Annotated in this window: 9 protein-coding genes; 3 read left to right on the forward strand and 6 right to left on the reverse strand. The window is 56.3% G+C overall.

The genetic code is table 11. The features are described from left to right. Positions 1–66: 66 nt before the first annotated feature. The 6 genes from folK to thpR all read right to left on the reverse strand — a co-directional run bounded on the left by folK (position 67) and on the right by thpR (position 4,886). A complete protein-coding gene (gene folK, locus C7M51_RS00515) occupies positions 67–546 on the reverse strand; it encodes a 2-amino-4-hydroxy-6-hydroxymethyldihydropteridine diphosphokinase (protein ID WP_160619671.1) in 480 nt (159 codons plus the stop codon). A 32-nt stretch (positions 547–578) separates the two neighbouring features. Further along, positions 579–1,985, reverse strand: a complete 1,407-nt coding sequence (gene pcnB / locus C7M51_RS00520) for a polynucleotide adenylyltransferase PcnB (protein WP_208852132.1) — start codon at positions 1,983–1,985, stop codon at positions 579–581. Between the two features lie 37 nt (positions 1,986–2,022). Continuing rightward, entirely contained in the window at positions 2,023–2,949 is a 927-nt protein-coding gene (gene gluQRS / locus C7M51_RS00525) for a tRNA glutamyl-Q(34) synthetase GluQRS (RefSeq protein WP_160619673.1), read from the reverse strand. Positions 2,950–3,018: 69 nt separating this feature from the next. After that, complete coding sequence (gene dksA / locus C7M51_RS00530; RefSeq protein ID WP_038628110.1) at positions 3,019–3,474, reverse strand: RNA polymerase-binding protein DksA; 456 nt, start codon at positions 3,472–3,474, stop codon at positions 3,019–3,021. 177 nt (positions 3,475–3,651) lie between these two features. After that, a complete protein-coding gene (gene sfsA, locus C7M51_RS00535) occupies positions 3,652–4,356 on the reverse strand; it encodes a DNA/RNA nuclease SfsA (protein WP_160619674.1) in 705 nt (234 codons plus the stop codon). Then, complete coding sequence (gene thpR, locus C7M51_RS00540) at positions 4,353–4,886, reverse strand: RNA 2',3'-cyclic phosphodiesterase (protein WP_160619675.1); 534 nt, start codon at positions 4,884–4,886, stop codon at positions 4,353–4,355. Before thpR ends, sfsA begins: the two co-directional genes overlap by 4 nt. Positions 4,887–4,962: 76 nt before the next feature. Between thpR and hrpB the strand changes: the two genes are divergently transcribed. From hrpB to C7M51_RS00555, 3 genes are all read left to right on the forward strand, one after another. Beyond that, positions 4,963–7,404, forward strand: coding sequence for an ATP-dependent helicase HrpB (hrpB, locus tag C7M51_RS00545; protein ID WP_160619676.1), 2,442 nt, complete (start codon positions 4,963–4,965; stop codon positions 7,402–7,404). Between the two features lie 88 nt (positions 7,405–7,492). Further along, positions 7,493–10,021, forward strand: coding sequence for a bifunctional glycosyl transferase/transpeptidase (gene mrcB, locus C7M51_RS00550; RefSeq protein ID WP_160619677.1), 2,529 nt, complete (start codon positions 7,493–7,495; stop codon positions 10,019–10,021). A gap of 364 nt (positions 10,022–10,385) precedes the next feature. Beyond that, positions 10,386–12,335: a methyl-accepting chemotaxis protein gene (locus tag C7M51_RS00555; protein WP_160619678.1), complete on the forward strand. Its 1,950-nt coding sequence runs from the start codon at positions 10,386–10,388 to the stop codon at positions 12,333–12,335. Positions 12,336–12,562: the final 227 nt, after the last annotated feature.

Raw genomic sequence — 12,562 nt, forward strand, 5'->3', positions numbered from 1 at the left:
GATCGCAAGAGGAGAGGAAATCTCTTATCGCAAGCGCGAATGCGCCGCCGAAAAGCGGCGTGAGCGTTACCAGGGATGAATGGCGCTACAGTCAAGCTGGTGGACGATATCGGCCAGCGCACGTCCGTCAGGCAGACGTGCCAGCGGCGCGATTTCCAGCAGCGGTATCAACATAAAAGCGCGGTTGAGCATATCGTAGTGGGGCACCGTCAGGCGCGACGTGTTCAGCACGCGATCGCCAAACAGCATAATATCGAGATCGAGCGTGCGCGGCCCCCAGCGCTCTGCTTTACGCACGCGCCCCTGTTCCAGTTCGATACGCTGGGTATGATCGAGCAGCGCCTCCGGTGACAGTTGGGTATCCAGCGCCACGGCGGCGTTCAGATAATCTGGCTGATCGGGCGGGCCGTAAGGCGGCGTGCGGTAAAAAGAGGAAACCGCCGCCCGCCGCGTTTGCGGAATGGCGGCGAGCGCATCAAGCGCGTTACGCACCTGATACAGCGGATCGGCCAGGTTACTGCCTAACGCAAGGTAAACCCGGCTCATGCCTTGCCCACTTCGGACGTCAGTCAGCCCGTTCATGCGTTGCTGTTGTTCTCACGGCGCGGTGCGGCAGGGCGCTTGCGCGGACGACGCTGACGGCGGCGCGGGGCCGGATCGTCACCGAGCGTTCTTAACATATGATTCTGCTGCGGCGGCGCGGCGGCCTGGAACTCGCCCCACCAGTGCGCCAGACGCTGAAGCTCCGGGTTATTCTCCACCTCTGCACGCAGCGCCAGCAGATCGTAGGCGGCGCGGAATTTAGGATGCTCCATTAACTTCAGCGCCCGCTTGCCGTGACGACGAGACATACGCAGCTGTAGCTGCCAGATATCGCGTACCAGCGTCGTGATACGTTTCGGAATCGCCAGCGAGCGGCAGGCTTCATCCAGCACGTCATTCATTGCCAGCGCAAAGGCATCGTAGTAAACCAGCCCGCTTTCCTGAGCAATGCGCTGCGCGGTTTCCAGCTGCGGATACCAGAACATGGCGGCAAACAGGAAGGCCGGGTTAACTCGCATCTGGTTTTGCAGACGCGTATCGGTATTTTTCAGCACCTGCTCAAGCATACGCTCCATCAGGCTGTCGCCGCGCTCGGTAAAGCCACGGCTGATAACCGGAAACAGCGGCTGGAACAGCTGATATTCACGCAGCAGCTGATAGGTACGGTAGCCGTAGCCCGCCTGTAACAGCTTTAACGCCTCTTCAAACAGGCGCGCTGGCGGGATATCGTTCAGCAGCGTGGCGAGGCGCGGAATCGGCTCGGCGGTCGTTTCCGCAATGGTCATTTCCAGCTTGGCTGCAAAGCGCACCACGCGCAGCATCCTGACCGGATCCTCACGGTAGCGCGTTTCCGGATCGCCAATCAGGCGAATAATGCCGCGCTGCAAATCCTGTAGACCACCCACATAGTCGCGCACGGTAAAATCAGCCACGCTGTAGTAAAGGCTGTTGATGGTGAGATCGCGGCGCTGGGCATCATCTTCGATTGAACCGAAAATGTTATCGCGCAGCAGCATACCGTTCTGACCGCGCTGACCGTTACCATCTTCCTCGGCCTGATGATGTCCACGGAAGGTTGCTACTTCAATGACTTCCGGGCCAAACATAACGTGAGCGAGGCGGAAACGGCGACCTACCAGGCGGCAGTTGCGAAACAGCTTGCGCATCTGCTCCGGCGTGGCGTTGGTGGTCACATCAAAATCTTTCGGCGCTTTACCCAGCAGTAGGTCACGAACACCGCCGCCAACCAGATAGGCTTCATAACCCGCTTTGTTCAGGCGATAAAGCACTTTCAGGGCGTTTTCACTAATGTCTTTGCGCGAGATGTTGTGACTTTCACGAGGGACGACGGTCATCTGCGGTTCGTCTTCCTCAACCTCTGCCGGCGTCGCGTCTTCACGATTCAGGACCTTACGGCAAAAATTAGCTACTCGGGTAAAAATAGGACACCTCGATAATGACGAAAATTCGGTGGTAAAATCAGCGGCTAATGATAGCCTGTTGCGCACCATTTGAGAATGGTGTTGTGGCTTCAGCGGCGGGCAATGCGTTATTGCGCGACATTTTCGCTAAATTCCATCCGGCAACGGCCTGCGTAAGCAGCTGCGCTGTAGTGATATCCTGCCACGCCTGTGGGACATCCTGCCCCAGGAAACGCAGCGCATTAACCAGCACCGGACGCGGATCGCCGGAGGGCAACGTCGGGGCATGATTCTGTTTTGACAGCTTATTGCCGTCATGGTTAAGCGCCAGCGGCAGATGCAGATAAGCAGGTTCCTGCCAGCCAAGCTGTCGCCACAGGGCGATTTGCCGTACCGTTGGTGCAATTAAATCGGCACCGCGCACGATCTCCGTGACGCCCTGGAAATGATCGTCCACGACTACCGCCAGGTTATAGGCGAACAGTCCATCGCGGCGATGAATAATGAAATCTTCTTCCGCCAGCGCAGCATCAACCCGCACCTCGCCGCGCAGCAGATCGTGAAACTGATAAACCGGCTGATGCTGACGCAGGCGCAGCGCGGCCTGCTGCGGGCCGAGGTGCCGATCGCGGCAGTGACCGTCATAAATGCCGCCGATCTGCTGAATCCGGCTGCGCGTGCAGGTGCAGTAATAGCTTTGACGATGCTGACGCAGCCACTCCAGCGCCTCGCGGTAAGCGTCGTGACGCTGCGATTGCCAGAGCACCTCGCCATCCCAGTGCAGGCCGTAATGTTCCAGCTGGCGCAGAATGGTTGAGGCGGCACCAGGGACTTCGCGCGGCGGATCGATATCCTCAATGCGTACCAGCCAGCGACCGCCCTGAGCGCGGGCGTGCAAATAGCTGCCAAGCGCGGCAATCAGCGAGCCAAAATGTAGTTCACCGGAAGGAGAGGGAGCAAAGCGACCTGTACAGGGAGTAGACATTACGATATTTACGTAACTGCAGCGTGGAAGAGATAGCACTCCCGCCCACGCTGCATGATACACGTGCCGTTAACCGGCCATCTGTTTTTCGCGGATTTCTGCCAGCGTTTTACAGTCGATACAAAGATCGGCGGTAGGACGCGCTTCAAGACGGCGAATACCGATTTCAACGCCACAGGATTCACAGTAGCCGAAATCGTCATCCTCCACTTTTTTCAATGTTTTTTCGATCTTTTTGATCAGTTTACGTTCGCGGTCGCGGTTGCGCAGTTCGAGGCTGAACTCTTCTTCCTGAGCGGCGCGATCGACCGGATCGGGAAAGTTAGCAGCTTCGTCCTGCATGTGTGATACCGTACGATCGACTTCATCCCTGAGTTGATTGCGCCACGCTTCAAGTATCTTCCTGAAGTGCGCCAGCTGGGCTTCGTTCATATACTCTTCGCCCGGTTTCTCCTGGTACGGCTCCACCCCAGCGATGGCGAGAATACTCAGGGACGATGTTTTACGGTTTTGCCCTTCTTGCATGTTGTTTCTCCTGGATAACACGCACTATCGATCCCCAGTGGGGAAAAAAACAGGCCGCTATAAATAACAGAAGCGGTTAAGGTTGGCAATTATTCCTGAACACGCCTTGACAAGCCTGTGAGGAACAGCGTATTTAGCGCGGCGCGACTTTTTATAGCACGCAAGCCACATTAAATATTACAGCGCCACTTTTAGCCGCTGATTCAGCCACATGCCTGTCGGAGATACTTCAGCCCTGTAGCAAAGTATCTCCACTCCGCTCTGTTGCGCCTGTGCCAGTTGTTCTGCATAGCACGCATCAATGTGACGCGCGGGGGAAACGTCCTCAATCCCCGAGTGCAGAACAGTAAATAACATAACCGCACGTTTGCCCTGTTGGGCGATTGAGGCCAGTTCACGCAGGTGTTTTTGGCCTCGCACGGTCACCGCATCCGGGAAATATCCCTTATCCTGCTGCAACAGCGTCACGGATTTCACTTCAATATAGCACTCCGGTTTGTTATGTGCCTGAAGCAGGAAATCGATACGGCTATGTTCCGTGCCGTATTTCACCTCGGCACGTAAATGGTTGTAACCAGATAATTCTGCAATACGATCTTCTGTCAGCGCCTCGCGTACCAGTTGATTCGCTCGCAAAGTATTAACGCAGATCGTATGACCCTGCTGCGTCTCGGTCAGTTCCCAGCTGTGAGGATATTTCCGCGTTTGGCTTGCCGAGGTAGAAAACCAGACGGTATCGCCGGGCGTGGCGCAGCCGGTCATCGCACCAGTGTTAGCGCAGTGTAGCGTTAAGTTTTCGCCTTCGGGTGTGATCACATCGGCAAGAAAACGTTTATAGCGCTGAATCAGACGCGCTGGACGTAGCGCGGGTTGAAAAATCATGGGATCTCCGACAACGGCCAGCTTTGCAGGCAACGATAGCGGGTGCGTCCCTGACTGAAAAGCGACTGGTAAAGGGAAAAATGGGTGACGCGGAACTGCCAGTGAAAGTTGCGCGGCGGCAGGGCAATCGGGCGAGTTGCGTTGCGCAGCAGCGTGATATGGGGATGAAACGGCTGGGGGCTTTGATGGCAGCCGCTGCGTGCGGCCTGCGCCCGCAGCATCTCCGCCAACTGTAGCAGGCCACGCGGCGCCTGCCGACAGCCGAGCCACACCACGCCGGGGCGCGGCCAGTGTCCCGCATCATCCAGATCGAGGTTAAAGGCGCGTTGCTGGATGCGTCCCGCCAGTTGCTGTAGCCCCTGCGCCTTCTCGTCGCTGACATCACCAAGGAAAGCCAGCGTAATATGCAGATTAGCGGCAGCAACAGGGCGGCCCGCCTCTTCAGGGAACTGTTCCGCGCGCCAGCGCACCAGCTGCTGTTGTAAAGGCTCAGGTAATCCGATGCCAAAAAAGAGACGACGTGCGCTCATAACACTCTCCGGTAAACAATACAGAGGAATGCTACAATGCGCACCATCATAAGACCAATGCTGGACGGAGTTTCGTTTGAGTGAGTTACCGGTAAGCGCCGTGCTGCCCGAGGTGCTGGCCGCGCTACAACAGGCACCGCAGGTGCTGCTGGCGGCCCCGACGGGCGCAGGGAAATCTACCTGGCTGCCGCTACAACTGCTGCAACAGGGCGGCTTTGACGGGCGCATTATTATGCTGGAACCGCGTCGTCTCGCGGCGCGTAACGTGGCGCAGCGCCTGGCGGAACAGCTCGGTGAAGAGCCCGGCGCTACCGTCGGCTACCGGATGCGTGCTGAAAGCCGTACCGGTCCGCATACCCGGCTGGAGGTGGTGACCGAAGGCATTCTGACGCGCATGTTGCAGCAGGATCCCATGCTGGAGGGCGTGTCGCTGGTGATCCTCGATGAATTCCATGAACGCAGCTTACAGGCCGACCTTGCGCTGGCGCTGCTGCTGGATGTGCAGCAGGGCTTACGTGACGATTTACGCCTGTTGATTATGTCCGCGACGCTGGACAACGCGCGCCTCCGTGCCCGTCTGCCTGACGCGCCGTTGATTGTGTCTGAAGGGCGCAGCTTTCCGGTAGAGCGCCGCTACGCCAGCCTCGCGCCTCAGCTACCGTTTGATGAGGCGGTGGCGCGCGAGGTTACCCAGCTGCTGCGTGCGGAGCCTGGCTCGCTGTTGCTGTTCCTGCCCGGCGTGGGAGAAATCGAACGGGTTAAACATCAGCTAACGTCGCGGGTGGATAAGGATACGGAACTTTGCCCGCTGTATGGCGGGCTGCCGCTGGCGGCGCAGCGGCGGGCAATTCTCCCCGCGCCCGCCGGTAAGCGTAAGGTAGTGCTGGCGACCAATATTGCCGAAACCAGTTTAACCATTGACGGCATTCGGCTGGTGGTCGATAGCGCGCTGGAGCGCACGGCGCGTTTCGATGCGCGCAGCGGCATTACGCGTCTGCAAACCCAGCGTATCAGCCAGGCTTCCATGACACAGCGTGCCGGACGCGCCGGGCGTTTATCGCCGGGTATCTGTCTGCATTTAATCAGCCGCGAGCAGGCGGAACGCGCCGCCGCGCAGGGCGAGCCGGATATTTTACAGAGCGATCTCAGCGCGCTCTGGCTCGATCTGTTGCAGTGGGGATGCCATGACGTCGGGCAGCTACGCTGGATCGACGAGCCGCCTGCGCCTGCGCTACTGGCGGCGCAGAAGCTTCTGTTGCAGCTCGGCGCGGTTAACGAATCAGGACAGCTCACGGCGCAGGGGCGAGCGATGGCGAAACTGGGCAGCGAACCACGCCTGGCGGCATTGCTGACCGCGGCGCAACATCGTGATGCGCAGGCTACCGCGGCACGCCTGGTTGCGATGCTGGAAGAGCCACCGCGTCAGGGCAGCCGTAATCTCAGCGATCATCTGTTTATCTCCCATCACGGCTGGCAACAGCGTGCGCGGCAGCTACTGCGCAGGTTGAACGCCACAGGCGGCGAGCTGGATATTACGCTGGCACCCGCGCTGCTGGCGCAGGCGTTTCCCGATCGTCTGGCGCGTCGACGCGGTGACAGCGGGCGCTATCAGCTGGCAGGCGGGCCGGGCGCGATGCTCGATCATGATGATGCTTTAACCCGTCACGAGTGGCTGATCGCACCGCAGCTCCTGCAGAGCGATGCGCAGGCGGAGGCGCGTATTCTGCTGGCGCTGCCGGTTGATATTGCTGCGCTTCAACGCGACTGTCCCGGTCTGGTGCGTAGCGAAACCGATATTGAATGGGATGAGGACAAGGGCACGCTGCGCGCCTGGCAGCGCGATAAAATCGGCGTACTGGCACTGAAATCCGTACCGCTGGCGAAGCCGGACGCGGAGGTGCTGCACCCGGCGATGCTGCGCTGGATCCGCGAAAAAGGTCTGTCGGTACTTAACTGGACGCCAGAGGCCCAGCAGCTACGGCTGCGATTAGATTGTGCGGCGCAGTGGATACCGGAAGAAAGCTGGCCGAAAATGGATGATGAGACGCTGCTTGCCATGCTTGAGCGCTGGCTGCTGCCGGAGATGAACGGCGTGCGTGATATCAAGGGGCTGCGCCAGATTAACCTTGTTGGTGCGCTATTACATTTGCTCACATGGTCACAGCGTCAGCGGCTGGATAGTGCGTTACCAACTCATTACACTGTGCCCACCGGCAGCCGTCTGCCGATTCGCTACGACAGCGAAAAGCCGCCTGCGCTGGCGGTGCGCCTGCAAGAAATGTTTGGTGAAGCGCAAAATCCAGCGATTGCTGAAGGGCGCGTACCGCTGGTGCTGGAGCTGTTATCACCCGCGCAGCGCCCGCTGCAAATTACCCGCGATCTGGCTGCCTTCTGGCAGGGTGCCTATCCGCAGGTACAGAAAGAGATGAAAGGGCGCTACCCTAAACATGTATGGCCCGACGATCCGGCGAGCGCGCAGCCGACGCGCCGCACGAAAAAATACGCCGCGCCGCAGTAGAGACATCGGCCCGCTTTCGGAGGGTTCCGCTTTCCGAATCGATGCAGTAAGAACAGAGTAACCGGCCATATCTGGAGAAACGAAACCAATGTCTGGGAACGATCGCGAACCTATCGGGCGCAAAGGAAAACAGCCGGTGCCACCGCGTAAAGCCGGTGGCCAGGGGCGCCGCAGGGAAGAGTACAACGACGAACAGAATGATGACGATCTGGAGGAAAGACCGGTGCCACGTAAAGGAAAAAGGCGGCCGCCGCGCAGCAAAAAAAGAAAATGGCTGGGATGGCTGATTAAATTATTTATCGTGCTGGCTGTGGTGATGGCAGCCTATGGCGTCTGGCTCGATTCAGAAATTCGTAGCCGTATCGATGGCAAAGTCTGGCAGCTGCCAGCGGCGGTTTATGGACGGATGGTTAACCTCGAACCAGGTATGCCACTGAACAAGAAAGAGGTGATCGCGCTGCTGGAGGGCACACAGTATCGTCAGGTCACGCGGATGACGCGTCCGGGCGAGTTTACCGTGCAGGCGAACAGCATCGAGATGATCCGTCGTCCGTTTGATTTCCCCGACAGTAAAGAGGGGCAGATTCGCGCACGCCTTACTTTCAGCAACGGTGAACTTAACCAGATTAAAAACCTCGATAACGGTCGTGATTTTGGCTTCTTCCGCCTCGATCCGCGATTGATTACCATGTTGCAGTCGCCGAATGGCGAGCAGCGGCTGTTTGTGCCGCGCGCCGGGTTCCCCGATCTGCTGGTGGATACGCTGATTGCTACCGAGGATCGCCATTTCTACGAGCATGATGGCATCAGCTTCTACTCTATCGGACGTGCCTTCCTGGCGAACATCACCGCCGGGCGAGCGGTACAGGGCGGCAGTACCCTGACGCAGCAGCTGGTAAAAAACCTGTTCCTGACCAACAAGCGTTCGCTGTGGCGTAAGGCCAACGAAGCCTATATGGCGCTGATTATGGATGCGCGCTACAGCAAAGATCGCATTCTGGAGCTCTACCTGAACGAGGTTTATCTCGGTCAGGCGGGTAACGATCAGATCCGTGGTTTCCCGCTGGCCAGCCTGTATTACTTTGGGCGTCCGGTAGATGAGCTGAGCCTCGATCAGCAGGCGCTGCTGGTTGGCATGGTGAAGGGGGCGTCACTGTATAACCCGTGGCGTAATCCGAAGCTGGCGCTGGAGCGACGCAACCTGGTGCTGCGCCTGTTACAGCAGCAAAAAGTGATCGATCAGGAGCTGTATGACATGCTCAGCGCCCGTCCGCTTGGCGTACAGCCGAAAGGCGGTGTGATTACGCCACAGCCCGCGTTTATGCAAATGGTGCGTGGCGAATTGCAGGCGAAACTGGGCGATAAGGTGAAAGATCTTTCCGGTGTGAAAATCTTTACCACGCTCGATCCGGTTTCGCAGGATGCGGCGGAAAAAGCGGTGGAAGAGGGCATTCCGGCACTGAAGAAACAGCGCGGTTTGCACGATCTGGAAACTGCGATGGTCATTGTCGATCGCTTCAGCGGTGAAGTGCGCGCTATGGTAGGCGGAGCCGATCCGCAATTTGCGGGCTACAACCGGGCGATGCAGGCGCGGCGCTCTATCGGCTCGCTGGCGAAACCGGCCACCTATCTGACGGCGCTGTCGCAGCCTGACACCTATCGTCTTAACACCTGGATCGCCGATGAACCTATCGCGCTGAAAATGTCGAATGGTCAGATCTGGAAACCGCAGAACGACGATCGACGATTTAGCGGCAAGGTGATGCTGGTTGATGCGTTAACCAACTCAATGAACGTGCCGACGGTTAATCTTGGTATGACGCTGGGGCTGGATAACGTGGTCAATACCTGGACGAAGCTGGGGCTGCCGAAAGATCAGCTGCATCCGGTTCCGGCGATGCTACTCGGCGCGCTGAACCTGACGCCGATTGAGGTGGCGCAGGCGTTTCAGTCCATCGCCAGCGGCGGTAACCGTGCACCGCTTTCCGCAGTGCGTTCGGTCATTGCGGAAGATGGCAGCGTGCTTTACCAGAGCTTCCCGCAGGCGGAACGCGTTGTGCCTGCGCAGGCTGCTTATCTGACGCTTTACACCATGCAGCAGGTAGCCGCACGTGGTACTGCACGATCTCTGGGCGCGAAATATCCTGCCGCACACCTGGCGGGTAAAACCGGCACCACCAATAACCAGGTCGATACCTGGTTTGCCGGGGTGGATGGCAAAGAGGTAACGATTACCTGGGTAGGCCGTGATAACAACCAGCCGACCAAGCTGTATGGTTCTTCCGGGGCGATGCAGCTCTACCGTCGCTATCTGGATAATCAGGCACCGATGCCGCTGGTGCTGACACCGCCAGAGGATATCGCCTCTATGACCGTTGATTCTGCCGGTAATTTTGTTTGCGATAGCGGCAGCAGTGGCTGGCGCACGCTGCCAGTCTGGACTACCGATGCTAATGCGCTCTGTCAGCAGCAGATGCAGCAATGGCAGCAGCAACAGATGCAGCAGCAGATGGAGCAGCAACAGCAACAGCAACAGCAGTCGCAACAGCCGCCACAACAGCAACAAAGCGGTGATGGCGTCGCGGGCTGGATTAAAGATATGTTTGGCGGCAACTGATTACGCCATTCTGCATTAAAAATAACGGGCGCACAGTCGCCCGTTATTTTTTAATTATACCTTTCTGGTTATTTAGTATATTTACTAATATATTTTCCCCTCATGTCACGTTATTTCGTCGTTTCGGCTGTTAATCCCTTTCTTTTATTTGCCCTGGTGATTTCCTGTGTGTTATTTTTTAATTAACTTGCAATGAAGTATTTTAGAGGAAAGCTCGTTATTACTGCCTGATAAGGTAATTGCAAGTTGAGTGCGTAATAGCGGGCAAAATTGACGGCTTAATGGCGGTTAATAATTAGGGATATGTCTTAAGCCTTCCGATTCTCTCTCTGTCGTTACCTCATGAATAAAAATGGAGTTTACTGTGGGAAGCTTATTAAGGAATATGAATTTCTCGGCTAAATTAGTGATTCTGGGTGTTATCGCACTGATACTGTTTAGTCTGCCTACCGCTTTGCTTATTAATACGGGAAATCACTCTATTACGGTGAAACGTCTGGAAGCCACTGGCGTTCCGGTAGAAAAGCAATTCATCAAGCTAATGGGGGTCTATCAACGCCACTGGCATGAAAGCTATCTGGTTATCGCTAATGGCAATCCGGCAGCCACCGCACGCGTGCCGCTGAAAAATGAGGCGGAACAGCTGCATACACAGCTGATTAAATCGCTGGCGCAGGATGGCGCTGAACTTCCGCTGGACAAAGTACGGATGCTGACTAAACGCTGGGAAACGTTGCAGCGTGCGCTTGATGAAAAAAGTCTGTCGGCTACAGATAATAATCTTCAGCATGAGCAGCTGCTGAGCGAGCTGCTTGACGCTATTGCGGACTCGCTGGATTTTTATCAGCTATCGCTGGATGCCGACCTGATGAGCTACCAGCTGATTCTGAGCACCTTTACCCAGATACCGGACGTGATCGATAAACTGGCACATGTTCGCAGCGAAGGGGCAGAGATACTTGCAGACAGGTATGGTAAGAAAGAAACGGACTATATGCGCGTTGCTTACCAAATCGATCAGGCTCAGTCCACGCTGGCGTTGTTTTATAAAAATTTTAAAAAAGCCTTTGCGCTTAACCCTGCTTTGAAGGAGCAAATTGGCGGGCCGATGAAAGCGACCTGGCAGGAAGCCTTTGATACGTTGCAGATAGCGCATGATATTTTTAACGAGCACAAAGAAACTAATCTGACGTTAGATGAATACATGACGCGCTTTACGCAGATTGTAGATAAGTTTGAATCCCTGAGTAATGAGGCCGCTGACGCATTATTAAATCTGCTAAACGATCAGGCGAAGGATAAACGTTTCACGCAGATTAAATTATTAGGCTTTCTGCTGGCCCTGGTGCTGATAACGGTTATTTTCGCCGTTTATATTGTTAAAACGGTTACCAAACCGCTTAATGAGGCGATGAAAGTTGCGCAAAACGTTGCCGCAGGCGATTTAACCAGCCGGATAGAGGCCGAAGGTAATAATGAAACCGCTTCGCTGTTGCGTTCGCTAAAGGAAATGAACGCCAAATTGTCAACGCTGGTTTTCTCCATCAAAGAGAACGCGGACAACATCGCTTCATCTTCAGAAGAGATAGCCGACGGCAACCAGGATCTCTCCGCCCGAACTGAACAGCAGGCCGCCTCGCTGGCGGAAACCGCTGCCAGTATGGAACAGCTGGCATCGATTATTAGTCAAAATGCCGATAACACGCGCCATGCGGCGGAAATTGCCCAGGCGGCGACTCAGGCGGCACTGTGCGGCGGTGAAGCGATGGAATCGGTACTTCAGTCGATGGAGCAAATCAATAGCAGCTCAGGTCAAATTCAGGAAATTATCGGGGTTATTGACGGCATTTCTTTCCAGACAAATATCCTGGCGCTGAATGCCGCCGTTGAAGCGGCGCGCGCCGGTGAACATGGTAAAGGCTTCGCGGTAGTTGCAGGCGAAGTGCGCGCGCTGGCGCAGCGTTCGGCCACGGCAGCCAGAGAGATCAAGCAGCTGATTGAAAAATCCGTTGGTCATTCAATGCAGGGCATCAGCATGGTGCAGGATGCCAGGGAGAAAGTGCATCAGAGCGTAACGGCTATCGAGAAAACGACGCAGTTGGTTAAAGAGATTTCCGATTCATCCAAAGAGCAGAGCGCGGGCATCTCGCAAATCAATATTGCCGTTAGCCAGATGGATACTACCACGCAACAGAACGCGACGCTGGTAGATCAGTCTGCCGCCGCCTCCGCTTCCATGGCGGAACAGGCGAGGGCGCTGCGTGAATCGGTTGCGGTTTTCCGTACTCATGAAAACGCCGCAACCGGAGCCTGACGCGGCGTTATCACCTCACCTTCCTTTACTTCTTTTCTGAACGGGTGCCCGCTTAGCGGCACCCTTTTTGATGCAGCGCTTAGCGTCGTTAATGTGCTTTAACGCCCGCCCAGACAGGCCGCAGGCCGCCATTACCGCTTGCAGTTGCTCCGCTGTTTCGCATATTATCCACCACAATAATAAGCATAAGAATAATTCTCGTTTACATTTCGTTTAATAGTTCCCCT

This window comes from Mixta intestinalis (assembly GCF_009914055.1).
Lineage (GTDB): Bacteria > Pseudomonadota > Gammaproteobacteria > Enterobacterales > Enterobacteriaceae > Mixta > Mixta intestinalis.

Coding starts and splice junctions, on each gene's coding strand:
- dksA (WP_038628110.1), bottom strand. CDS start 3,474: ATGCAAGAAGGGCAAAACCGTAAAACATCGTCCCTGAGTATTCTCGCC.
- gluQRS (WP_160619673.1), bottom strand. CDS start 2,949: ATGTCTACTCCCTGTACAGGTCGCTTTGCTCCCTCTCCTTCCGGTGAA.
- folK (WP_160619671.1), bottom strand. CDS start 546: ATGAGCCGGGTTTACCTTGCGTTAGGCAGTAACCTGGCCGATCCGCTG.
- thpR (WP_160619675.1), bottom strand. CDS start 4,886: ATGAGCGCACGTCGTCTCTTTTTTGGCATCGGATTACCTGAGCCTTTA.
- sfsA (WP_160619674.1), bottom strand. CDS start 4,356: ATGATTTTTCAACCCGCGCTACGTCCAGCGCGTCTGATTCAGCGCTAT.
- mrcB (WP_160619677.1), top strand. CDS start 7,493: ATGTCTGGGAACGATCGCGAACCTATCGGGCGCAAAGGAAAACAGCCG.